Genomic DNA, 24,064 nt, shown 5'->3' with positions numbered 1-24,064 from the left:
TTATTTAACGCGCATGCCGGGTTGTGCGCCTTCATCCGGGTTAAGAATGAACAGGTCTTTGCCTCCCGGGCCTGCGGCTAATACCATGCCTTCTGATAGGCCAAAGCGCATTTTACGCGGTGCAAGGTTCGCCACCATAACGGTCAGCTTGCCGATTAAATCCTCGGGTTCGTAGGCGGATTTAATGCCTGCAAATACCTGGCGTTCGCCCAAGCCAATATCCAGCGTCAGTTTCAGTAGCTTGTTCGCTTCCGGTACGGCTTCGGCATTGACAATCTTGGCGATACGCAAATCAATTTTAGCAAAGTCGTCAATACTGATTTCCGCTGCAATCGGGTCGAATACGGATTCGGTTGTCGCTGGTTTTTCAGCGGCGGGCGCTGCGGCTTGTAGGGTTTGTTTGGAGTCGTCTAACATTTTTTCTACCTGTGTCATTTCAAGTCGAGTCAGTAATGGCTGATAGGGCGCAATCTCATGGCCGAATAAAGGCGAACTCGCTGATGCCCAAGTCCATTCAGGTTCATTAAAAAATTCACGCGCTTTGCGGGTGGTTTCAGGCAATACCGGTGCGAGGTAAATCATTAGCACGCGGAATAGGTTTAAGCCCAAGCTGACCGATTCGTGCAATTCAGCGTCCTTGCCTTCTTGTTTGGCCAGCACCCAAGGGGCGGTCTCGGCAATATATTCATTGGCCTTATCGGCCAGCGCCATAATTTCACGCATCGCTTGACCATATTCGCGTTTTTCATAAAGTTCGGCAATCGAATCACCCTGATCGGCAAATTCTTGAAACAGGGCTTGTGCCTCGGGTGACCAGGCCTGGTTGAGCTGGCCGTCAAAACGCTTGGTGACAAAACCGGCACAACGGCTGGCGATATTGACCACTTTGCCAATCAGGTCTGAATTAACCCGCTGAACAAAGTCGTCCAGATTTAAGTCAAGGTCGTCAATTCGACTGTTGAGTTTGGTGGCAAAGTAATATCGCAAATATTCCGGGTTAAGGTGTTTTAAATAGGTGCTGGCCATAATAAAAGTGCCACGCGACTTGGACATTTTCGCGCCATCTACCGTCAAGAAACCATGCGCGAAGATCGCTGAAGGCGTTCTAAAGCCGGCACCAGCCAACATGGCTGGGAAGAATAGCGCGTGGAAATAGACGATGTCTTTGCCGATAAAATGATATAACTCAGCATCTGAATCCTTCGCCCAGTAGTCATCAAAGTTAATGCCGTGTTGATCGCAATATTTCTTAAACGACGCCAAATACCCAATCGGTGCATCCAACCATACATAGAAGAATTTATTATCTTCACCGGGTATTTCAAAGCCAAAATAAGGCGCATCGCGGCTGATATCCCATTTTTGCAAACCGGATTCAAACCACTCGCTTAACTTGTTGGCAATCTGGGTTTGCAAATGGCCGCCTTGCGTCCAGTCCTTGAGCATGGGTTCAAAGTGACCTAGCTCAAAGAATAAGTGTTCGCTGTCTTTTTCAATCGGTGTCGCGCCGGACACCACCGATTTGGGATTTTTTAGTTCGGTCGGGCTATAGGTTGCACCGCAGACTTCACAGTTGTCACCGTATTGATCTTCTGCACCACATTTCGGACAAGTGCCTTTGATAAAACGGTCCGGTAAAAACATTTGTTTTTCAGGGTCAAACGCCTGTTTAATGGTTTTGCGGCTAATGTGGTTATTGGCTTTTAACTGATTGTAAATGTAACTGGCATAAAAACGGTTTTCTTCGGAATGAGTGGAATGATATTGATCAAATGCAATATTAAATCCGGCAAAATCCCGCTGATGTTCCTCAGAAATGCGTGCAATCAGTTGTTCCGGTGTAATGCCTTCTGATTGTGCACGTAACATAATCGGTGTGCCATGCGCATCATCGGCACAGACATAAATACAATTGTGGCCGCGTTGTTTTTGGAAACGCGACCAAATATCGGTTTGAATGTATTCCACTAAATGACCCAGGTGAATCGGGCCATTGGCATAGGGAAGCGCACTGGTAATTAAAATTTTTCTGACCTGAGTCATTACACGATCCGTTTTATTAAATTTTAAAACCCCAAATTATAAAGGGTTTTAGCAGGGTTTGCTGACTTAGCTGTTTTGCACCACGATATTTGGGAAGGCATGGCTATAATTTTTGCGTTGCTGTGCTAGCTGTGCGCCTAGTTTGTGTGCAATCGTAATGTAGCGTTGGGCTAATTCGCTTGTGGGGTCATGAGCCACGGTTGGGCAACCCGCATCAGCTTGGAGACGAATATCAATATTAAGTGGCAGTTGACCTAGCACATCAATGTTATAGTCTTGAGCGAGTTTGAGGCCACCGGCATCGCCAAAAATGGCCTCTTCATGACCACATTGACTGCAAATATGGGTACTCATGTTTTCAACGAGACCAAGCACCGGAATGTTGACCTTTTCAAACATTTTAATGGCTTTTTTAGCATCAATAAGTGCAAGATCTTGCGGCGTGGTGACAATCACCGCGCCCGTTACCGGAATTTGTTGCGCCAGCGTCAATTGTACATCTCCCGTGCCAGGTGGCAGGTCAATAATGAGAAAATCCAGTGCTTGCCAGCGTGTCTCTTTGAGTAGTTGCGTGAGGGTTTGGGTGACAATTGGGCCTCGCCAAATCATCGGCGTATCTTCTTCGATTAAGCACCCAATTGACATAGCTTGTAATCCATAGGACTCCATCGGCTCCATACTCTTGCCATCAGTGGTTTGTGGTTTTCCTGATAACTTTAGTAGTGTCGGTATGCTTGGGCCATAAATATCGGCATCCAAAATGCCTACACTGGCGCCTTGGTTTTGCAAGGCCAGGGCGAGGTTCACACTCGTCGTTGACTTGCCGACACCGCCTTTACCCGAGGCAACGGCAATAATGTTTTTAATGCCAGGTAGTGCGGCGACACTTGGCTGGGTTTGATAGGCTTGAATACGGGTGATAGGCTGAATACTGAGTTGAGTCACCTCTGGAATCTTGGCTACCGCCTGTTCAATCGCTTGATTAAGTTGTGCGTGTAGTTGCTTGGCAGCAAAAGGCCAAATAAGATCAAACGATAAACGACCTTTTTCAAAGTGGATATTTTCGATCGCTTTGGTTTTGATAAGGGTTTGTTCAAATAGCGGAAACAGGAGTTGACCCACGTGTTGTTCAAACAGGGTTTGTTGGGTCTCATTAAGAGTTTTAGCGGCGTCTGAGCCAAATAATTTGCTGATTAATCCCATGGAAAGCCTCTTATTAAACGCCTACAAATAATTCCTGACTAATTTTATCAGGAATTATCTAGCTTACCAAATTTGATTATGATTTAAGGGAGTTTAGTCGATTAACCGAGCAGGTCAAGTTGTCGTTCGTCAGGTTGATCCTGATTAATCCGACTCGCTGTTGGACCGGTTTGATTGCGATATTTCGCATCAGCGCGTTTATTGTAAGGTGTGGTGCTAGGACTTGATAAAGTTTCAAAATTGATGGCACAGATATCCATGCCAGGTCTAAGGGCTAAAGGCAGCTTGCCACTGTTAAATATTTCGAGCACAATCTGGCCTTGCCAGCCTGGATCGATGCGATGTGCGGTGACATGCACCATCAGTCCAAGTCGCGCTAAGCTTGAGCGGCCATCTAGCCAGCCTACCAGGTCATCTGGAATGGTAATAGATTCATAGGTCGAGGCAAGTGCAAGCTCACCTGGATGAAGAAAAAAGGCTTGATCAGCTTCGATGACAATTTCATTGCCCATAATTTTATCGAGTAGTGTTTGCACTTCTTCACGAGGACCGCTTAGGTCAATAAAGGGTGCCGTGTGATCATTGAAGACGCGGAATCGATTGTCTAGGCGTAAATCTACACTTATTCCTTTAATTTTGTTAGCCGCAGGGGCGGGTTCAATACCAATGCGTCCTTGTTTGAGCGCGCTAATAATATCTCGATCGGAAAGTTTCATGTGAGCTAGATCCAGTTAAAAGGTCGGAGGTGATTTTAGGCTAAGGATAACGCTGCGACCGCTATCATGTTGGGTCAATTCAATACGACCAGGAAAAAAAGCAAAGTCATCGAGTAACCAAATTTTGACCTGAACTTCTTCGGACGCCCATTCATAGTAACGTGCTGCCAAATTGCTGCGGAATTGCGTGTGGACTTGTGTTGTTTGATTGGCACTGACAAAGCTCACGGGTGTTTGACGTTTATCTTCTTGCAGCAGTAGCGGAGGATTGTGTTGACCAGCGCGTAGGCTTTGACGCAGCGCATAAATAATCGCAATCATGTCAAACGCTTGTTCGCTAGCTGGCCAGCTCAGGTTGCGGTCAGGATTGACAATTTCATTTGCTTCGCTATCCCAAAAAAAACGGGTAATTTGAGGTGTGGTATTGCCGCGATAGCGTTGTAAGGTTTTTTGATAGCTTAACCAGCGTAATTGGTTGTTATCATCGAGGCCTAGTTCAATTCGTTCATGGGTTTGTTCATTGGCTAAGCGTCGTGCCCATCGATCTGGAATCGCACTGGTTTCTAAAAGGCAACTTTGAGCTTCGCAACTTAAAGACTGTGAGGCGGTGCCTACATTAATTCCCATTACACGTACGGTGAATTCAGCATTAAAGTCCGGCTTTAATGTTGATTGAGCAACCACAGCTTGAATCGAGCCAGTTAGGATGAGCATGATCATGCCAATAAGTAAAACAGGGCGTTTAGAACGAAAAAATAGAGACATTGTTGAACTCCTAGTCCGTGGATTTAGCGCGATACAAATTTTCGAGACTAAGTGGCGCTTGAATTTCATCACCTAAAAAGGTTACTTGATGATGGGCTAGGTTGTAGTGAATTTTTTTAGTAGCGATAGCTAATACAACAGCTGGTAATAGTTGATGTTCGAGTTCATGAATGCGTTGAGCCAAGGTTTCGGCGCTATCCTGTGATTTGATTTCTAATTGAGCTTGCGCAATAACAGGGCCTCCATCCACTTCAGCATTGACATAATGTATGCTAATGCCATGGATAGCGTCCCTAGCATCTAATGCACGTTGATGCGTGTTTAAACCCGGGTATTTTGGCAAAAGCGAAGGGTGGATGTTAATGAGTTTATGTTGCCATTTCTCTGTGAACCCTGCGGATAAAATGCGCATAAAGCCAGCCATGACAATTAAATCGGGCTGCAAGGTTTCTAGTTGCTGGTTGAGCTGTTGATCATAGCTTTCGCGTGTTTGGCCTGCGGCGGCACAAATTGTAAAATATGGGATGTTTGCTTGACGGGCGCGTTCAAGCGCATAGGCTTGTGGGCGATTACAGATAACCGCCTTAATTCTGTACTGATCGGGGTGAGCCTTAGCCGCATCGATAAGTGCTTGCAGATTAGACCCAAACCCTGATACTAAAACAACGATTTCAAACGCCATGAAAACTTAGTGAAGTTCTACATGGGGTTGTGCGGTTTCTGAATGAACCATTTCGCCAATCAACCAGGCCTGCTCACCCAGTGCTTTCAACTTTGCTAATGCGGCATCTGCTTGATCAGCCGCAACAACTACTACCATTCCGATGCCACAGTTGAAGGTGCGATGCATTTCAATTTTATCGACATTGCCTTGCTCTTGTAACCAATCAAATACGGCAGGGCGTTGCCAGGCCTGACTGTCAATTTTGGCACAGGTGTGGTCGGGCATCACGCGGGGTAGGTTTTCAATTAGACCACCGCCGGTAATGTGGGATAGGGCATGAACCTCTACCGTCTTGAATAATTCCAATAATGATTTGACATAGATTTTAGTCGGTGCCATTAGCGCGTCGATGAGTTTTTGGCCATTCAACTCTTCGTTTAAATTGGCGCCACTGACCTCAATAATTTTGCGAATCAACGAATAACCGTTAGAGTGCGGGCCTGAAGAGGCGATACCAATCAGTTTGTCGCCGGCCTGAACTTTAGAACCATCAATGAGTTGATCTTTCTCAACGATGCCCACACAGAATCCAGCAAGATCATAGTCACCGACCGGATACATGCCAGGCATTTCAGCGGTTTCGCCGCCAATAAGCGCGCAGCCAGCTTGTTGGCAGCCTTCACCTATGCCATTAATGACATCTTTCGCAACATGAATATCAAGTTTGCCTGTTGCATAATAATCTAAGAAAAATAGAGGTTCAGCACCTTGAACGATAAGGTCATTAACGCACATCGCAACCAAGTCTATGCCTACTTGGTCGTGTTTTTCAGAATCAATGGCTAAACGCAGCTTTGTGCCTACGCCGTCTGTACCTGAGACAAGGACCGGATTTTTGTATTTATGAATAGGAAGTTCAAATAGTGCCCCAAAACCACCTAGTGAGGCCATAACCTCGGGACGAGCGGTGGCTTTGGCAATAGGTTTGATCGCTTGAACAAGGGCGTCGCCTGCATCAATATCAACGCCGGCGTCTTTATAACTGAGTGATGGTTTAGTAGACATAATATAGATTAAGAAACTTTTAATTGATGGAAGATTACGGCAGAATCATGTAAATCAGCCGCACGCTTTTATTTAAAAACATTATTATATTGTAACTAAAATTTTTGAGAGACGTATGAGAAGTTTTCGCAACTACGCTTTACTGGTTAGCTTGCTACCTGCTTTATTGCTGATGATGTTGACCCCAGTAAAGGCTGAGGATAGTTTTTTTAGTGTTGATATTGAGATAGCGAGTTTTGATCAATCGCAACTTGACCGCTATTTTGCTGAGGCGATGGCTGCGCTGTTGGTTAGGGTATCGGGTAATCCTGATATTACAGCCTTGCCTGCAACTCAGTCTTTTAGTTCACAAGCGCGCAAGTGGGTGCAAAACTACCAGCTGGTTAATCGCCAAATTGATGGGGTTGTGGTCGGTCAAAATGTACGTGTTGAATTTAATACTTCAAAACTTGTTCCTGCGCTCCAACAAGCCAATGTAGCCATCTGGCCGGAGTCACAGCGCCCAAGACTACTTATTGTGGGTGATTGGCTGCAGCGAGGCTTGTCAGCGCAAATTTCGAACGAGGGGTTTATCTTTCGCCCCGACCTTGATTTTCGGCATTATTTAGATCTAATCGGATTGCCACAAGTCTATCTAGCACATAATGAACAGTACCATTCACATGGCATAAGCCCTTTGCCTCAAATTTTTTCTGAGCAAAATTTAGTGAGCTTACAGCAAGCTAGTGATGAGGGTGTGACCCATGTTGTGGTTGTGTCGGCACAGGTCGTGGGAGATGTCGTACAGGTAAGAAGCCAATATTATGACCTTGCTGGCAATAAGTTACGTTGGGAACAGGTCCTATTGGGTGAAAATTTTAATCAATTGGTGTTGGAAACGTTTGACCGCATTTTGCTGGAGGAGTCTACTCAGTACTTCGCAAAATCGAATATCTCTGCAACGCTCTGGTTAGAAATTGATCATTTACCCGATGCAGCTGCTATAAATCACATTGAGCGACGATTGTCGGCTAATAGTCTCGTTTTTGATCAGATTAGATTGGTGCAAATTGAGGGAAGAGCTGCGCACTTTAACATTCACTATCGTGGTGATTTAAAGACTGTCCTGGCAAATGTGGAGGCAGTATTACCTGTTCGAATGGTATTTGATGACCGCGCGGTAGGGCATGTGCGTTATCACTATCAGTATTCAAATTAAACTTGCGAAACTAAACCTTAATGTTAATTCAGCTTCCACTTAAAATTAATCTGCCAGATACGGCCTGCTTTGAATCCTATGTTGCACCTGATGCATCCGTTGCATTAACGCTCAGTCAATTGCAAGCAGCTGATTCTGGCGGATTGAGTAAAGGTGTTTATTTTTATGGTGGGGATGGAGTAGGTAAAACACATCTGCTGCAAGCGGCCTGTCGTGCTGTGTCAATAAAGGGCGGACGAAGCGTTTATTTTCCTCTTAAAGAAAAACAGCTCCCATTAATCCCTGATGTATTGAAGGGATTGGAGGTGATGGATTTAATTTGCTTAGATGACGTTGACCAGGTGATTGATCAAGGTGCTTGGCAAGCAGCTTTGCAAGACTTACTTTTTAAGTCTGCAGCACTCGGCCATCCGCTTTTGTTATCGGGGACTTTGCCAATGGCACTTTGGCCTATGTCAGTGCCAGAGCTTAGAGATGCAATGTTTTCTTTACTACCTGTTAAGTTGACACCGCTCCAGGAGAGTGATGATTTGGTATTAGCATTACAACGCCATGCGATGATTAAGGGTTTTGAATTGCCCAAAGATGTGGCAAATTTTTTAATAAAGCGTTTTTCAACTAACTTAGAAGAGTTATTAGCGGTGTTGCAAATGCTTGAGCAGGCCACGTTGGCCGAGCAGCGGAGATTAACGCTACCTTTTACAAAATTAGTTTTAGCACGTTAACCAGGGAGAATGCCGTGAAATTAGGTTTAAAGAGTTTGTTATTATCAGTTAGAAATATTCTGCTAGCAGGCCTGCTGGCGATGAGTAGTCATGCGATGGCAGAACCCATGGATGTTGAGTTTGTCGACATGGAGGGTAACACTGTTATGTTGTCAGATTTTAGAGGTCAGTGGGTCGTGGTCAATCTTTGGGCAACTTGGTGTCCGCCATGTATTAAAGAAATGCCCGATTTGACCCTGTTCCATGAAAAGCACAAGGATTCGAAAGCAATTGTTTTAGGGGTAAATTATGAAAATATCCCCATAGAAAGAATCAATACGTTTACTGAAGAATTAATGATAACGTTCCCTGTTGTAAGGTTTAAAGAGATAGATTTAAACGCAAATCACACCCCTTTCGGTCCATTGCGTGGGTTGCCTAGCACCTATATGGTCGCCCCAAGTGGCCATATTGTTGCTGGGCGTGCAGGCCTGGTAGATGGTGAGCTGTTGGAAAACTTTATTGCTGAATTTGAGCGCCGTAATCCTTAGGAGAAATCCAATGCCTACTAAACTGATTGTTGCTGTGCTATTGATGTTTGCTTTGAGTGTCTCGGTGAAGGCCAACGAGTTTTTTGATCATAGTTTTGGTAATTTTCAAGAGGAGTTGGAACTCGCTCGTGAAGAGGGTAAAAAGGGTGTTTTTATTTTCTTTGAGATGGATGACTGTCCATTTTGTCATCGCATGAAGGAAACTATCTTGCAAGAGCCTGAAGTTATTGCCTATTTTCATGAACATTTTAAAGTCTATCGCTTTGATATTGAGGGGTCTAATCCAGTGACCCATTTTGATGGGCGTGAGTTTGATACTGAAAAAGAGATGGCAGAGCGCCAATATCGGGTTCGTGCGACACCCGTCATGATTATTTTTGATTTGGATGGTGAACCTATCGCACGATTTACGGGCCCTACTCGAACCAAAGAAGAGTTTCTATTGTTTGGTCGCTTTGTTGTAGAAGGCCACTATCAAGAGATGAACTTTAATCGTTTTAGACGTCAAGCAGACGCGTCATAGGGCGTAACATGAATACTAAATTCTTATGGCCATTGCTCGGTTTTTCACTTGCATTGCCGGTTCAGGCTGCAACTGACCCTTTACCTAATCCATTTACGCTAGATGATGCGTTAAATTGGTCGCTCACCGCTGATCCGCATTTTTTGCGTCAACAAGCGATTCAGCAGATCAATCGTGCTGAACAAGATGCCACTTCAGCAGAGCAAGGTATAAGCCTGGGGTTTGTGGGTCGTTTAGGCCAGCGCGAGTTTATGGATGAACGACAAGACTATAACTTAGCGGCCTTGCAGTTTTCGGCGCCTTTATATGATTTTGGCCGGACGCAAAGTGTGTTAGCTGCGCTGGCTATTGAATCTGAAGCGCATGAACAGTTGCTGCACTACCAAACACTGCAATATCGATTAACCTTAATGCAACGCGTATTTGATGTCTTATTAGCCGATCTAAATTACCGTGTAAAGAACGAAGCCATGGCCATTGCGTTTGTTACGCTTGATAAGGTTGAAGAAGACTTTGCATTAGAACGTGTGTCAGAACTTAAATTAACTGAATCGCAGCGTGAATATCAAACCGCGTTTTTGGCGCGACAGCAGGCGCAATTGATGATGCGTCAATCCAGATTGCGTTTAGGCAATGCACTTGGCCTGGGTGCCACCATTGTCCCAAGGGTAGAGGTGCCGAGTGAGATTCAGTTACCGCTAACGCTTGATACTTTAGACGTTTATCAACAGCGATTAGAACAACAGAATCCATTACTAGTTGCATTGGATAAGCAGTATTCTGCCCAGCAGCAACGTGTTGATGTCGCGCGTTCGGGTTTAAAGCCGACTATCCGCGCTGATGCTAAAGTAGGCCAGTTATCCAGTTATCCACGAACGCGAGAGGGTCGCTGGGAGGCCGGGATAACCTTTGAGTTGCCTTTGTATGATAGTGGCTTAACGCGAGCTAAGGTTGATAAGGCGATATCGAAGGTTACGATTGCGCAAGCTGAGCGTGACTATCAAGCGCAGCTATTACGTGATCAACTCACGCAGTTGTATTTTGAGTTGAGTTTATTGGGCGTTGAGGGGCAATTGCTGACGGCAAAACAAAACTTTGCTAGCGTTAATTTTGATGTAGCACGTGCGATGTATGAAAATGAGTTGCAAGCAGATTTTGGTCATTCGTTGGTAGAAATATCTCAATCCGACTATGACGAGCTAGCTTTCCGTTTTCGCAAAGTGCTCCTGTGGGCGCAGTTAAACCTGTTACTGGGTGCTGAAGATTTGTTAAATTTTGATCAGATGATTAAGGAGTCAGCAAATGACTAAGTTTGCCGATGTATGTCAGCGTGTCGTTGCGATAGCTTTTTTATTCGGTGCGAGCGCATTCGCATTAGCAGTTCATGCACAAACTTTGGTGGTGGGTTCACTGGTATCGGGCCAAGTGATGCAGATTTTACACCCAGAGGGCAGCCAGGTTAAGCAGGGTGATTTGATATTGGTCATTGATGATCGTGAATATCAAGCACGTTTACGTATGTTGGAAGCAGAGCGTGATCGCGCGGCGGCACTCTTTACTGATGCCGAAATTGAAATGGCCAATATTGAAGATTTGTTTGATCGAACGGTTATTGCCAAGCGTCCTTATCAACAAGCGCAACGCGATTTTGCGGTTGCAAAAGCCAATTTGGCTATAGCTGAAGCTAAATTGGCCGCACACCAGGCCTGGTTAAGTTATTATCATGTTCGTGCGCCCCAACAGGGTAGAATAAAACAACTCACTGTGAGCGCTGGTTCGACTGTATTTAAAGAAAACCAGCCATTATTTGAATTGGAGATAGGTGTTGAATAAGCTGCATTATTGGCGATTAGCCGTGCATTTAATTTTTAAAACTCAGCATTTTGGGGTGAATAATCAATGGTGGTCACGCCATCCTTCGGCAATTGGGTGGAGTTGGTCACAACGTATAGTGGGTATCTTAACCATTATGCCCATAGTTAGAAACTATCAGTCGCTCAAGGTAAGAAGTCGAATTGGTTGGATGCCCGATGCGGAAGCAACGGGTTTGTTTGGTAAGGATCCCCACTTTAAATAAACCGGTTATAAAAGTGGGGTAATTGAGCAAATAAAAGGGTGAGCTTATTTGTTTAACTGAGCCATTAAGAACGACATAAATTCAGCCTCAGCAATGTTTTGTGGCTCAGTGTCGCGTCGATGCTTGTATTCAATCTGTTGTTGATCTAATCCACGCTCACCAATAACAATACGATGTGGGATACCAATCAGCTCCATGTCATTGAACATGACGCCTGGACGTTCATTACGATCATCAAGCAACACACTTACGCCTTGTTTTTGCAAGCTGTCATAAAGTTGTTCTACTGCCTTGGCAACGCGTGGGGACTTGTGCATTTGCATGGGTACAATACAAACTTGGAAGGGCGCGATAGCGTCTGGCCAAATAATGCCTTTGTCATCATGGTTTTGTTCAATCGCTGCGGCAATGACGCGGGTCACCCCAATGCCGTAACAACCCATTTCTAAAATCTGAGCGCGACTATGTTCATTTAATACATTGGCATTGAGTGCTTTGGAATACTTATCACCTAATTGAAAAATATGCCCGACCTCAATCCCTCGTTTGATTTGAATTTCACCTTTGCCATCTGGGCTTGGGTCCCCTTCAACGACATTCCGGATATCGGTCACCAGGCCTGGTTGTACATCTCGATTCCAATTTACGCCCGTTAAATGGAAGCCGGTTTTATTTGCACCACATACAAAATCGGCACAATGAGCGGCTGCACGATCAACTAACATGGGAATGGTTAAACCCACCGGGCCAATTGAACCCGCATCACAACCGCACACCTGTTTGATTTGTTCCGCAGAAGCAAAAGTCATAGGGCTTGCGACTAGCGGATGTTTTTCGACTTTAATGTCGTTCACTTCGTGATCACCACGTAAAACCAAGGCAATGACGGGATTATCTTCATTGGCACCCAGCACCAGTAAGGTTTTAAGGGTTTGATTAGCTTGGACGGATAAAAATTGGCACACGTCTTCAATGCTGTGGATGTTTGGTGTGGCGACCTCTGTTAAGGCTTGAGAGGGTAATGGGCGTGGGCCAGTAGGTGCAAGCGCTTCAGCCAGTTCAATGTTGGCTGCAAAATCGCTCGCGGTTGAAAACGCAATCGCATCTTCGCCAGAATCAGCCAAAACGTGAAACTCATGTGAGCCATCGCCACCAATCGATCCCGTGTCGGCTTGAACGGCACGATAATCGAGCCCAATTCGTTCAAAGATACGATGATAGGTGTCATACATGACTTGATAGGTTTGTTCTAAGCATTCACGATTTAAATGGAATGAGTAGGCGTCCTTCATAATAAATTCACGAGAGCGCATCACACCAAAACGAGGTCTAATTTCATCACGAAATTTTGTTTGAATTTGGTAATAATTTGCCGGCAACTGTTTGTAGCTGCGAATTTCTTTGCGCACCATATCAGTGATGACTTCTTCATGAGTTGGACCCAGGCAAAAGTCGCGTTGGTGTCTATCCTTTATGCGCAGTAACTCCGGTCCATATTGTTGCCAGCGTCCTGATTCTTCCCAAAGTTCAGCAGGTTGAACAACTGGCATTAATACTTCTTGTGCGCCTGCGCGATTCATTTCTTCACGAATGATCTGTTCGATGTTGCGTAATACGCGAACACCTAATGGCAGCCAAGTATAAAGACCACCGGCTAGGCGGCGGATCATGCCTGAGCGAATCATTAATTGATGGCTGATGACTTCAGCATCAGCGGGGGTTTCACGGGTCGTGGCTAATAATAATTGGGATGTTTTCATGATTGTATGCTGTGCAAATTAAAAAGCTGATTTTAGCATAGTGATTATGGTTAACACGCAGCTTATTCATAGTTTGCGTTTATGTGGCAGTCGTTTTGGGTAAAATGGCCATCATCAATGAAAAACTTAAAAAGGAAATAATCGTGTCTAATGGAGAAGCGCTGGCAGATAAGCTTTTTTTAGCCTCGGGATCGCCGAGGCGCTTAGCCATGCTAAAACAACTTGGTTTGTCGGCTAAAGTCGTGGACGCACCGATTGAGGAAGTGGCGCTGCCTCATGAATCCCCGCGATCATTTGTGATGCGTATGGCAATTGAAAAAGCCTTTGCCGGTTATAACAAATTGGCAGGACATGATATTTGGGTGGTTGCTGGAGATACCCTTGTTGAGCTTGAGGGTGTGGTGTTGGGTAAACCAAGAAATCAACACCAAGCTAGTGAGTTTTTAACTAAATTGTCTGGAAAAACACATCGGGTGCTTTCAGCTGTTGCTGTTATTCATCAGGGCGAGACATTTGCCAGCTTAAATGAAACAGCGGTCACCTTTGCCAGTCTAACCGATCAGCAATTGGCAGACTATTTGGCTTCCAATGAGTGGGAGGGTAAAGCCGGTGCCTATGCTATTCAGGGTCTTGGTGCCCAGTTTATAAGCCATATTAATGGTAGTTATTCAGGTGTAATGGGATTGCCGTTATTTGAGACAAGCGAATTATTGGTTCGTGCTGGCTACCTAATATATAACTTTAGCTCTATAAAATAAGATGACAATCCATGAACGATGAACAGAAGGTTTTAGTCAATATTACGCCCAATGAAACACGTGTAGCCTGGGTGGAGAATGGTGTGCTGCAAGAGATATGGGTTGAGCGGAATAAAAAACGTGGTCTGGTAGGTAATATTTATCTTGGCCGCATTGACCGTGTGTTGCCGGGAATGCAAGCTGCGTTTGTTGATATTGGACTATCGAGGGCAGCCTTTTTACACGCATCTGATGTCACTCAAGCGCTAGTGAATGAGCGAAGTCCTGAAGATCCTGAAGACATTGGTCGATTGCTCTATGAGGGGCAGCGAGTCTTGGTGCAAGTTGTAAAAGATCCTCTAGGCACGAAAGGCGCAAGGGTCACGATGCAAGTATCGATTGCATCGCGTTTACTTGTCTATATGCCTGATGAGCAAAATGTCGGTGTTTCACAAAAAATTGATTCAGCCGTTGAGCGCGAGAGATTGCGTGAAATTATCAAGCTGATTCCTGAGTCTAAAGCTACACCAGGTGGCTTTATTGTGCGAACAGTTGCAGAGGGCGCTGATTTCCATGAGTTGCGAGCTGATGTCATGTTTTTACAAAAGCTTTGGGAGCAGGCCAGCCAAAAAGCGACTGAATCCAAAAAACCACGACTTGTTTATGAGGATTTGCCGCTTTACCTCAGAATATTACGAGATGTTCCCAATGAGGGGATAGAAAAAATTAGAGTGGATTCGGCTGAGACTTTTGTAAAAATGAAAAACTTTGCCAAGATGTACTCACTTGAGGTCACGGATAAAATTGGTCACTATAAAGGTGATAGACCTATATTTGATCTCTATAACATTGAGGACGAAATTCAAACGGCATTGGAAAAAAAAGTGATGCTTAAGTCGGGTGGTTATCTCATCATTGATCAAACTGAAGCGATGACTACAATAGATGTTAATACTGGCGGGTTTGTCGGTCATAAAAATCTAGAGGAAACTATCTATCGCACTAACCTTGAGGCAACGCAAGCTATTGCTAGACAGGTCAGATTACGGAATTTGGGTGGCATCATTATTCTAGATTTAATTGATATGGAAGAAGATGAACATAAGAACCATGTGTATGAGAGTTTACAAAAAGCGCTAACGCGTGATCGTGTCAAAACGTCAATTAGCGAAATATCGCGATTAGGCTTGATTGAAATGACACGGAAACGTACCCGCGAATCCCTAGAGCGGACATTATGCGAGCCCTGCCCTATGTGCCATGGACGTGGAGTAGTTAAAACTGCTGAAACAGTAGGTTATGAGATATTCAGGGAGATAACCCGTATGGATAAATCTTTTAATGCAGAGCGCTACCGTGTTATTGCTGCAGAAAGTGTGGTTGCTAGAATTTTAGATGAAGAATCAGATGGTGTAGCTGCGCTTGAAGGATTTCTTGGTAAAACGATTAAATTTCAAGCCGAAAGTAGCTACCCACCCGAATATTTCGATGTAGTAATGATGTAAATGTGGATAAGTCTGTGGGTAACATGGGTAAAAGTTGTTTGTTATGATTAAAATGAAAAATTATTAAAAAAACCGTAAAAAAGAGTTGCAAGGAAGCGGGGAGTCTGTAGAATACGCCTCACTTCGAAGCAATGCGCTAAGAGGTGAAGAAACAAGCGGATTGAGTGAAAATATTTTGAAAATAAATGTTGACACTGAAGCGCGGCCCTGGTTATAATAGCGGGCTTCCAAACGACGAAATGTTGAGTTGGTAGAGATTAAAAAGTTCTTTAAAAATCAGGTAATTCAGAGATAATTTATGTGGAAGTGCTTGAATGAGTGTTTTGCATAAATTAGCTCGAAACGACAATGTAAGTATAGGTAGAGGAAACTCTTCCATGTTTCTTTGTCAATTCCGAGTGTTATAAAAATGTTCAAGATTAAACTGAAGAGTTTGATCCTGGCTCAGAATGAACGCTGGCGGCAGGCCTAACACATGCAAGTCGGACGGTAACAGGGGAGCTTGCTCTCGCTGACGAGTGGCGGACGGGTGAGTAATGCATGGGAATCTGCCCTTTGGTTGGGGATACCGTATGGAAACGTACGTTAATACCGAATGAGATCTACGGATGAAAGGTGGCCTCTACTTGTAAGCTATCGCCAAGGGATGAGCCCATGTTAGATTAGCTAGTTGGTGAGGTAATGGCTCACCAAGGCGACGATCTATAGCTGGTTTGAGAGGATGATCAGCCACACTGGGACTGAGACACGGCCCAGACTCCTACGGGAGGCAGCAGTGGGGAATATTGGACAATGGGGGCAACCCTGATCCAGCCATGCCGCGTGTGTGAAGAAGGCCCGAGGGTTGTAAAGCACTTTTAGTGAGGAGGAAAGGTTAGTAGTTAATACCTGCTAGCTGTGACGTTACTCACAGAAAAAGCACCGGCTAACTCTGTGCCAGCAGCCGCGGTAATACAGAGGGTGCAAGCGTTATTCGGAATTACTGGGCGTAAAGCGCGCGTAGGCGGATTGTTAAGTCAGTTGTGAAAGCCCTGGGCTCAACCTAGGAATGGCGATTGAAACTGGCAGTCTAGAGTTTAGTAGAGGGAAGGGGAATTTCTGGAGTAGCAGTGAAATGCGTAGATATCAGAAGGAACATCAGTGGCGAAGGCGCCTTCCTGGACTAAAACTGACGCTGAGGTGCGAAAGCGTGGGGAGCAAACGGGATTAGATACCCCGGTAGTCCACGCCCTAAACGATGTCAACTAGCTGTTGGTCTTATTAAAAAGATTAGTAGCGCAGCTAACGCGATAAGTTGACCGCCTGGGGAGTACGGTCGCAAGATTAAAACTCAAAGGAATTGACGGGGGCCCGCACAAGCGGTGGAGCATGTGGTTTAATTCGATGCAACGCGAAGAACCTTACCATCCCTTGACATCCACAGAACTTTCTAGAGATAGATTGGTGCCTTCGGGAACTGTGAGACAGGTGCTGCATGGCTGTCGTCAGCTCGTGTCGTGAGATGTTGGGTTAAGTCCCGCAACGAGCGCAACCCTTATCATTAGTTGCTACCATTTAGTTGAGAACTCTAATGAGACTGCCGGTGATAAACCGGAGGAAGGCGGGGACGACGTCAAGTCATCATGGCCCTTATGGGATGGGCTACACACGTGCTACAATGGTCGGTACAAACAGTTGCGAAGCCGCGAGGTGGTGCTAATCTGAAAAAACCGATCGTAGTCCGGATTGGAGTCTGCAACTCGACTCCATGAAGTCGGAATCGCTAGTAATCGCAAATCAGAATGTTGCGGTGAATACGTTCCCGGGCCTTGTACACACCGCCCGTCACACCATGGGAGTGGGTTGCACCAGAAGTAGCTAGTCTAACCTTCGGGAGGACGGTTACCACGGTGTGATTCATGACTGGGGTGAAGTCGTAACAAGGTAGCCCTATCGGAAGGTGGGGCTGGATCACCTCCTTTAAGACAAAGCAAGCACGAGTTTAGGCGCTTTCACATAAATTGTCTCTGAATTACAAAAGAACGACCTGGGTGCGCTCAGGTTAGCAAAGGACCTGGGTCTGTAGCTCAGTTGGTTAGAGCGCACCCCTGATAAGGGTGAGGTCGGTGGTTCGAATCCACCCAGACCCACCAAATGGGGTTATAGCTCAGCTGGGAGAGCGCCTGCCTTGCACGCAGGAGGTCGGCGGTTCGATCCCGCCTAACTCCACCAATAAACACCGCTCATGGCGTTTTGGTTAATGAAAATTAGCTGAGAAAATATGAGCGGTTTTTATTGTCAGAAATGAAGTGTAATGATATGATTCCGCTTCTAGACGATAAGTCGAAGTTCTTTAAAAATTAGGAAAAGATCTCTTCAAAAGAGAAGGTTAATAGACGTTGATGAGACGTGATTAACCCGGTGAGTGTGACCTCCAATCATGCTCACCAAACTTAGGTAACATGTATCTTGATGAGTAATCTCAAGCGAACATGTCAGCGAAGAATCTTAATTGCGTTGTGCACTTAAAAGTGGTGTTTTGATTGAATGTTTAGAGATAGATGTTCAACACAAAAGGTCAAGACGAACTGAAAGCGTTTAGAGATAAGCGTGTTGTAGGTTGCTTTTGAGTTGTATAGTTAAGTGATTAAGCGTACACGGTGGATGCCTAGGCGGTAGAAGGCGATGAAAGACGTGATAGCCTGCGAAAAGCTCCGGTGAGGTGGCAAATAACCTTTGACCCGGAGATGTCTGAATGGGAAAACCCATCCTTTCGAGGATATCCCTTTATGGGAGGCTAACCCGGGGAACTGAAACATCTAAGTACCCGGAGGAAAAGAAATCAACCGAGATTCCCTAAGTAGCGGCGAGCGAACGGGGACCAGCCCTTAAGCAAGGACTAAGTTAGCAGAACGCTCTGGAAAGTGCGACGATACAAGGTGATAGTCCTGTATGCGAAAGCTTTATTCTTGTGAAAACGAGTAGGACGGGACACGTGAAATCCTGTCTGAATATGGGGGGACCACCCTCCAAGGCTAAATACTCTCTACCGACCGATAGTGAACCAGTACCGTGAGGGAAAGGCGAAAAGAACCCCAGGAGGGGAGTGAAATAGAACCTGAAACCGTGTACGTACAAGCAGTGGGAGCAGACTTGTTCTGTGACTGCGTACCTTTTGTATAATGGGTCAGCGACTTACTGTGTGTTGCAAGGTTAACTGAATAAGGGAGCCGTAGGGAAACCGAGTCTTAAATGGGCGATAGTAGCATGCAGTAGACCCGAAACCGGGCGATCTATCCATGGCCAGGATGAAGGTTGAGTAACATCAACTGGAGGTCCGAACCCACTAATGTTGAAAAATTAGGGGATGAGCTGTGGATCGGAGTGAAAGGCTAATCAAGCTCGGAGATAGCTGGTTCTCCCCGAAAACTATTTAGGTAGTGCCTCATGTCTCACTGTTGGGGGTAGAGCACTGTTATGGTCTAGCGGGCCGTCAAGGCTTAGCAGCCCATTGCAAACTCCGAATACCAACAAGTGCAATCATGGGAGACAGACAGCGGGTGCTAACGTCCGTTGTCAAGAGGGAAACAACCCAGACCGCCAATTAAGGTCCCTAAACACTGCTCAGTGGGAAAGGATGTGGGAAGGCTTAGACAGTCAGGAGGTTGGCTTAGAAGCAGCCATCCTTTAAAGAAAGCGTAATAGCTCACTGATCGAGTCGGCCTGCGCCGAAGATTTAACGGGGCTAAGTAGTGTACCGAAATTGCGGATGCCGTAAGGCATGGTAGGGGAGCGTCGTGTAAGTCTGTGAAGGTGTGCTGTCAGGCATGCTGGAGATATCACGAGTGCGTATGCTGACATAAGTAGCGATAAAGGGAGTGAAAAGCTCCCTCGCCGAAAGCCCAAGGTTTCCTACGCAACGCTAATCGACGTAGGGTTAGTCGGCTCCTAAGGCGAGGCCGAAAGGCGTAGTCGATGGGAAACAGGTTAATATTCCTGTACTTTTTATAACTGCGATGGAGGGACGGAGAAGGCTAGGCCAGCAAGGCGATGGTTGTCCTTGTTTAAGGCGGTAGGCAGAAGACTTAGGCAAATCCGGGTCTTTAATGCCGAGAACTGATGACGAGTCCATTAGGACGAAGTGGTTGATGCCCTGCTTCCAAGAAAATCTTCTAAGCTTCAGGTTATAAAAAACCGTACCCCAAACCAACACAGGTGGGCAGGATGAGAATTCCAAGGCGCTTGAGAGAACTCGGGTGAAGGAACTAGGCAAAATAACACCGTAACTTCGGGAGAAGGTGTGCCCTTGAAGGTGAAGGCCTTGCGCTGTAAGCTTTTGAGGGTTGCAGAGACCAGGTGGCTGCGACTGTTTATTAAAAACACAGCACTGTGCAAAATCGAAAGATGACGTATACGGTGTGACGCCTGCCCGGTGCCGGAAGGTTAATTGATGGGGTTAGCGCAAGCGAAGCTCTTGATCGAAGCCCCGGTAAACGGCGGCCGTAACTATAACGGTCCTAAGGTAGCGAAATTCCTTGTCGGGTAAGTTCCGACCTGCACGAATGGCGTAACGATGGCCACACTGTCTCCACCCGAGACTCAGCGAAATTGAAATCGCGGTCAAGATGCCGTGTACCCGCGGCTAGACGGAAAGACCCCGTGAACCTTTACTATAGCTTTGCACTGGACTTTGATACTATCTGTGTAGGATAGGTGGGAGGCTTTGAAGCAGGGACGCCAGTTCTTGTGGAGCCATCCTTGAAATACCACCCTGATCGTATTGAGGTTCTAACCTCGGCCAGTGAATCCTGGCCAGGGACAGTGTATGGTGGGTAGTTTGACTGGGGCGGTCTCCTCCTAAAGAGTAACGGAGGAGCGCGAAGGTACCCTCAGCACGGTCGGACATCGTGCAATGAGCGCAAGAGTAAAAGGGTGCTTGACTGCGAGACAGACACGTCGAGCAGGTGCGAAAGCAGGTTCTAGTGATCCGGTGGTTCTGTGTGGAAGGGCCATCGCTCAACGGATAAAAGGTACTCCGGGGATAACAGGCTGATACCGCCCAAGAGTTCATATCGACGGCGGTGTTTGGCACCTCGATGTCGGCTCATCACATCCTGGGGCTGAAGTCGGTCCCAAGGGTATGGCTGTTCGCCATTTAAAGTGGTACGCGAGCTGGGTTTAGAACGTCGTGAGACAGTTCGGTCCCTATCTGCCGTGGGCGTTGGAGAATTGAGGGGGGCTGCTCCTAGTACGAGAGGACCGGAGTGGACGAACCGCTGGTGTTCCAGTTGTCATGCCAATGGCACTGCTGGGTAGCTACGTTCGGAAAAGATAACCGCTGAAAGCATCTAAGCGGGAAACTTGCCCCAAGATGAGTTCTCCCTAGACTTTAAGTCTTCTAAAGAGCCGTTCAAGACCAGGACGTTGATAGGCAAGGTGTGGAAGCGCAGTAATGTGTGAAGCTAACTTGTACTAATTACTCGTGAGGCTTAACTATACAACTCAAAAGTGACTTAACTGGCATGTGAGCTTGAGATAATCAAGGCATGTTACCGAATTGAAGAGATCAATTCCTAAGCAAAGAATTTTAGTAAAGGCCTATGGCGTTTACAAAACCGAATTGCTTGGCGACCATAGCGGAATGGAACCACCTGATCCCTTCTCGAACTCAGAAGTGAAACGTTCCAGCGCCAATGGTAGTGTGGGGTCTCCCCATGCGAGAGTAGGTCATCGCCAAGCTCCACATCCTAAACCCCTCATATGAGGGGTTTTTTTTGCCTTTTTTTCACTCCGGTTTTAGTATTTAATCATGTCATTAATTAGGATAGTGAATTATTTTTGGATGCTGCAGACTGGGCAGTTTTGATCTTTTTTTAGATTGAATTGTCTGATTTGCATACTAAGTCCATCGATGATGGTGAGCTTGCTGTTGAGTGTGGGTAGATCTAGTAGACACTTAATGGCCTCTAGAGCTTGTATAGAGCCAATAATGCCAAGCAGTGGTGCAACTACGCCATTTTGTGAGCAGGTCTCGTTAATGCTGTCGCTACTGGACTTTTTTGGAAAGAGGCATTGATAACAAGCAAGACCTTCTTTTCTGAAGTCATAGGTGCTAATTTGTCCTTCCCATCTTATCGCTGCACCTGAAACCAATGGTGTGTTGTGTTTATAGCAAAGTTGATTCAATTGGTAGCGACTAGCAAAATTATCGGTGCAATCGAGAATTAAGTCGTGATTGATGATGATTTGAGCAAGTTCATCATCGTTAAGCCTGTGTGTTATTGTGTTAATCAGAATGTCTTTGTTGAGTAATTCGATGCTTTGTTTGGCAGATGTGGCTTTATTTAATCCTATTCTTTGTTCATTATGAATGAGTTGGCGCTGGAGGTTTGATAATTCAACTTGGTCAAAATCAACCAACGTCAGTTCACCAATTCCGGCTGAAGCCAGATAGAGTGCAACGGGAGAGCCAAGCCCACCTAGTCCAATAATGCCCACTCGTTTTTTGACAAGGGTTAATTGACCTTCGTAGCCGATTTCGTCAAGTAGAATATGTCGTCCATAGCGTTCAAGTTGTTTATCGCTTAGTTCTTCGATCATTTGAATTCCATTATCGTTGACCGATTGTTACCCGGTCTAGGTTGGCATAGTCTTTAATAGTTGATATGGATCTGTAGCCATGAGCATCTAATAGTGCGTTTATTTGATCGCCCTGGGTATAACCATGCTCAAGCAATAGCCAGCCATCTTTTTTTAATCTGCTTTGACATTGTTTTATTATTGTCGTTATGGCTTTGAGTCCATCATGACCTGAGGCCAGGGCTCTAGGAGGTTCAAATCTCAAGTCTCCCTGGTTGAGATGCTGATCATTCTCTTCAATGTAGGGAGGGTTGCTCACAACAATATCAAATTGTTGGGTAGATTTAAATGGCTGTAACCAATCACTTTGAATAAAGCTAATTGATGCTTGATGTTCAGATGCATTGTGCTTAGCAATAGCTAGGGTCGCAAAATGCAAGTCAGTTGCCAGTATCTCAATATTTTCGGTTTCAGTTGCTAATGCAATAGCTATTGCCCCTGTTCCTGTGCCAAGGTCAATTAGGCGTTGCGTCTGAGGGGTGATTTTTTTGAGTGTTTCATTAACTAGTGTTTCTGTATCTGGACGGGGTATTAAGGTATCGGGTGTTGTTTTGAGTTTTAATCCCCAGAATTCACGATACCCAAGAATGTAGGCAATAGGTTTTCCCATTACACGTTGATTGACTGCGTCAGTATAGGCTTGCTTTATTGGCTCGGGAAGTGTTGATTCAGGCCTGGCAATCAGATGTGCACGGTTGACATGAAGAAGTTCAGTCAGTAGGTATTCGGCTTCAAATTTAGCTTCATAGCTTGAAAGGTTGTTTGTTCTCGCCAGTCTATTTTGTGCCCAGTTAAGGGCGCAGGATATAGACATTTCGGTCGTAGGTTTATCTAGCATTTTAATCTTGATTACTAAGCTCAGCTAATTGTTCTGCTTGATACTCATGATTTAATGGATCGATTACCTGGGCTAAGCCGCCATTCATAACATCGTCAAGTTTATAAAGTGTTAGGTTGATGCGGTGATCGGTGACACGACCTTGGGGGTAGTTATAGGTTCTAATACGCTCAGAGCGGTCGCCTGATCCAACGAGAGATTTACGTGTTTGTGCAATTTCTTGATTATGTGCTTGGCGTTTTGCATCCATAATCCTTGCTGCCAAAAGAGACATGGCTCTAGCACGATTTTTATGTTGGGAACGTTCATCCTGACATTCAACGATTGTACCAGTAGGGATATGGGTAATACGAATGGCTGAATCTGTTTTGTTAACATGCTGGCCACCAGCACCCGATGCACGAAAGGTATCCACTTTTAAATCTGCCGGATTGAGTTCAACTTGTTCAACATCAGCTGCTTCAGGCATAATGGCTACTGTCGCTGCTGAGGTATGAACTCGACCTTGAGTTTCTGTAGCGGGAACGCGTTGAACACGATGAGCACCTGATTCAAATTTAAGTTTTGAATAAGCACCATCGCCAATTATACGGGCAATAATTTCTTTGTAACCACCATGTTCGCCATCACTTGTATTAATAATTTCAATCTGCCAGCGCTGTGTTTCAGCATAGCGTGCATACATTTTAAACAAGTCACCTGCAAAAATAGCGGCTTCATCTCCCCCCGTACCTGCACGGATTTCTAAGAAAATATTGGCATCATCATTAGGATCACGTGGCAAGAGCATTTTCTGTAGGGCAATTTCGAGTGTCTCGAGTTGTTGTTCAAGCGCTGGGTATTCTTCCTGTGCCATCTCTTTTAGGTCACGGTCGCCAGAGGCGATCATGTCACGCGCTTCTTGTAAGTCAGCTTCGGCACTTAGGTAGGCTTTATAGCTGCTGACAACTGGTTCAAGTTGCGCATGTTCTTTAGAAAGGTTGCGAAATTCAGTTTGATTATTAACCACTTGTGGATCTGATAGCAGCGCACCGACTTCTTCGAGTCGCTCTACAAGGGCCTGGAGTTTGCGTTGGATTGAATCTTTCATTTTATAG

The 24,064-nt window shown here is 45.5% G+C and carries 19 protein-coding genes, 2 tRNA genes and 3 rRNA genes; 14 read left to right on the top strand and 10 right to left on the bottom strand.

Translation table 11 applies throughout. The features are described from left to right. From metG to purM, 6 genes are all read right to left on the bottom strand, one after another. On the bottom strand, nt 1-2,043 hold the full coding sequence (gene metG / locus THIAE_RS06505; protein ID WP_006461005.1) for a methionine--tRNA ligase: 2,043 nt from the start codon (nt 2,041-2,043) through the stop codon (nt 1-3). A 66-nt stretch (nt 2,044-2,109) separates the two neighbouring features. Continuing rightward, nucleotides 2,110-3,246 carry an iron-sulfur cluster carrier protein ApbC gene (apbC, locus tag THIAE_RS06500; RefSeq protein ID WP_006461004.1) on the bottom strand — a complete coding sequence of 379 codons (1,137 nt, stop codon included), beginning with the start codon at nt 3,244-3,246 and terminating at the stop codon, nt 2,110-2,112. A gap of 101 nt (nt 3,247-3,347) precedes the next feature. After that, on the bottom strand, nt 3,348-3,962 hold the full coding sequence (gene dcd / locus THIAE_RS06495) for a dCTP deaminase (RefSeq protein WP_006461003.1): 615 nt from the start codon (nt 3,960-3,962) through the stop codon (nt 3,348-3,350). Between the two features lie 15 nt (nt 3,963-3,977). Then, nucleotides 3,978-4,727 (bottom strand): DUF3108 domain-containing protein, encoded by a 750-nt coding sequence (locus THIAE_RS06490; RefSeq protein WP_006461002.1) that lies wholly within the window; start codon nt 4,725-4,727, stop codon nt 3,978-3,980. 10 nt (nt 4,728-4,737) lie between these two features. Beyond that, complete coding sequence (gene purN / locus THIAE_RS06485) at nt 4,738-5,409, bottom strand: phosphoribosylglycinamide formyltransferase (RefSeq protein WP_006461001.1); 672 nt, start codon at nt 5,407-5,409, stop codon at nt 4,738-4,740. Nucleotides 5,410-5,415: 6 nt separating this feature from the next. After that, nucleotides 5,416-6,456 carry a phosphoribosylformylglycinamidine cyclo-ligase gene (gene purM, locus THIAE_RS06480; RefSeq protein WP_006461000.1) on the bottom strand — a complete coding sequence of 347 codons (1,041 nt, stop codon included), beginning with the start codon at nt 6,454-6,456 and terminating at the stop codon, nt 5,416-5,418. A gap of 115 nt (nt 6,457-6,571) precedes the next feature. Here purM and THIAE_RS06475 point away from each other — a divergent pair, with 115 nt between their 5' ends. The 7 genes from THIAE_RS06475 to THIAE_RS06445 are packed head-to-tail and all read left to right on the top strand — an operon-like array spanning nt 6,572 to nt 11,509. Next, complete coding sequence (locus tag THIAE_RS06475; RefSeq protein WP_006460999.1) at nt 6,572-7,654, top strand: DUF2066 domain-containing protein; 1,083 nt, start codon at nt 6,572-6,574, stop codon at nt 7,652-7,654. 20 nt (nt 7,655-7,674) lie between these two features. Next, entirely contained in the window at nt 7,675-8,379 is a 705-nt protein-coding gene (gene hda / locus THIAE_RS06470; RefSeq protein ID WP_006460998.1) for a DnaA regulatory inactivator Hda, read from the top strand. 14 nt (nt 8,380-8,393) lie between these two features. Beyond that, the gene (locus THIAE_RS06465) at nt 8,394-8,909 is read left to right on the top strand and encodes a TlpA family protein disulfide reductase (protein WP_006460997.1); all 516 of its coding nucleotides are present in this window, start codon (nt 8,394-8,396) and stop codon (nt 8,907-8,909) included. Nucleotides 8,910-8,919: 10 nt separating this feature from the next. Then, entirely contained in the window at nt 8,920-9,432 is a 513-nt protein-coding gene (locus tag THIAE_RS06460; RefSeq protein ID WP_006460996.1) for a thioredoxin family protein, read from the top strand. A gap of 8 nt (nt 9,433-9,440) precedes the next feature. Further along, on the top strand, nt 9,441-10,742 hold the full coding sequence (locus THIAE_RS06455; RefSeq protein WP_006460995.1) for a TolC family protein: 1,302 nt from the start codon (nt 9,441-9,443) through the stop codon (nt 10,740-10,742). After that, entirely contained in the window at nt 10,735-11,265 is a 531-nt protein-coding gene (locus THIAE_RS06450; protein WP_006460994.1) for an efflux RND transporter periplasmic adaptor subunit, read from the top strand. Before THIAE_RS06455 ends, THIAE_RS06450 begins: the two co-directional genes overlap by 8 nt. After that, nucleotides 11,258-11,509, top strand: a complete 252-nt coding sequence (locus THIAE_RS06445; RefSeq protein WP_006460993.1) for a hypothetical protein — start codon at nt 11,258-11,260, stop codon at nt 11,507-11,509. The genes THIAE_RS06450 and THIAE_RS06445 overlap by 8 nt, the downstream gene beginning before the upstream one ends. 44 nt (nt 11,510-11,553) lie before the next feature. Here THIAE_RS06445 and THIAE_RS06440 read toward each other — a convergent pair whose 3' ends face one another. After that, nucleotides 11,554-13,269, bottom strand: a complete 1,716-nt coding sequence (locus THIAE_RS06440) for a proline--tRNA ligase (RefSeq protein ID WP_006460992.1) — start codon at nt 13,267-13,269, stop codon at nt 11,554-11,556. A 104-nt stretch (nt 13,270-13,373) separates the two neighbouring features. Between THIAE_RS06440 and THIAE_RS06435 the strand changes: the two genes are divergently transcribed. The 7 genes from THIAE_RS06435 (at nt 13,374) to rrf (ending at nt 21,229) form a co-directional block, all read left to right on the top strand. Beyond that, nucleotides 13,374-14,027, top strand: coding sequence for a Maf family protein (locus THIAE_RS06435; RefSeq protein ID WP_157868727.1), 654 nt, complete (start codon nt 13,374-13,376; stop codon nt 14,025-14,027). An 11-nt stretch (nt 14,028-14,038) separates the two neighbouring features. Then, nucleotides 14,039-15,511 (top strand): ribonuclease G, encoded by a 1,473-nt coding sequence (gene rng / locus THIAE_RS06430; protein WP_006460990.1) that lies wholly within the window; start codon nt 14,039-14,041, stop codon nt 15,509-15,511. 421 nt (nt 15,512-15,932) lie between these two features. Continuing rightward, nucleotides 15,933-17,472 (top strand): 16S ribosomal RNA (locus THIAE_RS06425). A gap of 94 nt (nt 17,473-17,566) precedes the next feature. Continuing rightward, a tRNA-Ile gene (locus THIAE_RS06420) sits at nt 17,567-17,643 on the top strand. Nucleotides 17,644-17,646: 3 nt separating this feature from the next. Next, nucleotides 17,647-17,722 (top strand) — tRNA-Ala (locus THIAE_RS06415). Nucleotides 17,723-18,127: 405 nt separating this feature from the next. Then, nucleotides 18,128-20,987, top strand: a 23S ribosomal RNA gene (locus THIAE_RS06410). A gap of 126 nt (nt 20,988-21,113) precedes the next feature. Continuing rightward, nucleotides 21,114-21,229 (top strand): 5S ribosomal RNA (rrf, locus tag THIAE_RS06405). The 16S, 23S and 5S rRNA genes sit together here with 2 tRNA genes alongside, the layout of an rRNA operon. A gap of 93 nt (nt 21,230-21,322) precedes the next feature. Here rrf and THIAE_RS06400 read toward each other — a convergent pair. The 3 genes from THIAE_RS06400 to prfA are packed head-to-tail and all read right to left on the bottom strand — an operon-like array spanning nt 21,323 to nt 24,057. Beyond that, nucleotides 21,323-22,090, bottom strand: a complete 768-nt coding sequence (locus tag THIAE_RS06400; RefSeq protein WP_006459460.1) for a HesA/MoeB/ThiF family protein — start codon at nt 22,088-22,090, stop codon at nt 21,323-21,325. 10 nt (nt 22,091-22,100) lie between these two features. Beyond that, nucleotides 22,101-22,943, bottom strand: a complete 843-nt coding sequence (gene prmC, locus THIAE_RS06395) for a peptide chain release factor N(5)-glutamine methyltransferase (protein ID WP_025299351.1) — start codon at nt 22,941-22,943, stop codon at nt 22,101-22,103. A gap of 25 nt (nt 22,944-22,968) precedes the next feature. Beyond that, nucleotides 22,969-24,057 (bottom strand): peptide chain release factor 1, encoded by a 1,089-nt coding sequence (gene prfA, locus THIAE_RS06390; protein WP_006459458.1) that lies wholly within the window; start codon nt 24,055-24,057, stop codon nt 22,969-22,971. Between the last annotated feature and the right edge of the window lie 7 nt (nt 24,058-24,064).

Origin of the sequence: Thiomicrospira aerophila AL3, from assembly GCF_000227665.2 — a bacterium.
GTDB classification, from domain to species: Bacteria; Pseudomonadota; Gammaproteobacteria; order Thiomicrospirales; family Thiomicrospiraceae; genus Thiomicrospira; species Thiomicrospira aerophila.
The sequence above is the reverse complement of the archived record's forward strand: the minus strand, read 5'-3'. Positions and strand labels throughout refer to the sequence as shown.

Excerpts from the sequence above, each read along its gene's own strand:
- metG (WP_006461005.1), bottom strand. The coding sequence starts at position 2,043 with ATGACTCAGGTCAGAAAAATTTTAATTACCAGTGCGCTTCCCTATGCC.
- apbC (WP_006461004.1), bottom strand. The coding sequence starts at position 3,246 with ATGGGATTAATCAGCAAATTATTTGGCTCAGACGCCGCTAAAACTCTT.
- dcd (WP_006461003.1), bottom strand. The coding sequence starts at position 3,962 with ATGAAACTTTCCGATCGAGATATTATTAGCGCGCTCAAACAAGGACGC.
- THIAE_RS06490 (WP_006461002.1), bottom strand. The coding sequence starts at position 4,727 with ATGTCTCTATTTTTTCGTTCTAAACGCCCTGTTTTACTTATTGGCATG.
- purN (WP_006461001.1), bottom strand. The coding sequence starts at position 5,409 with ATGGCGTTTGAAATCGTTGTTTTAGTATCAGGGTTTGGGTCTAATCTG.
- purM (WP_006461000.1), bottom strand. The coding sequence starts at position 6,456 with ATGTCTACTAAACCATCACTCAGTTATAAAGACGCCGGCGTTGATATT.
- THIAE_RS06475 (WP_006460999.1), top strand. The coding sequence starts at position 6,572 with ATGAGAAGTTTTCGCAACTACGCTTTACTGGTTAGCTTGCTACCTGCT.
- hda (WP_006460998.1), top strand. The coding sequence starts at position 7,675 with ATGTTAATTCAGCTTCCACTTAAAATTAATCTGCCAGATACGGCCTGC.
- THIAE_RS06460 (WP_006460996.1), top strand. The coding sequence starts at position 8,920 with ATGCCTACTAAACTGATTGTTGCTGTGCTATTGATGTTTGCTTTGAGT.
- THIAE_RS06455 (WP_006460995.1), top strand. The coding sequence starts at position 9,441 with ATGAATACTAAATTCTTATGGCCATTGCTCGGTTTTTCACTTGCATTG.
- THIAE_RS06450 (WP_006460994.1), top strand. The coding sequence starts at position 10,735 with ATGACTAAGTTTGCCGATGTATGTCAGCGTGTCGTTGCGATAGCTTTT.
- THIAE_RS06440 (WP_006460992.1), bottom strand. The coding sequence starts at position 13,269 with ATGAAAACATCCCAATTATTATTAGCCACGACCCGTGAAACCCCCGCT.
- THIAE_RS06435 (WP_157868727.1), top strand. The coding sequence starts at position 13,374 with ATGGCCATCATCAATGAAAAACTTAAAAAGGAAATAATCGTGTCTAAT.
- rng (WP_006460990.1), top strand. The coding sequence starts at position 14,039 with ATGAACGATGAACAGAAGGTTTTAGTCAATATTACGCCCAATGAAACA.
- THIAE_RS06400 (WP_006459460.1), bottom strand. The coding sequence starts at position 22,090 with ATGATCGAAGAACTAAGCGATAAACAACTTGAACGCTATGGACGACAT.
- prmC (WP_025299351.1), bottom strand. The coding sequence starts at position 22,943 with ATGTCTATATCCTGCGCCCTTAACTGGGCACAAAATAGACTGGCGAGA.
- prfA (WP_006459458.1), bottom strand. The coding sequence starts at position 24,057 with ATGAAAGATTCAATCCAACGCAAACTCCAGGCCCTTGTAGAGCGACTC.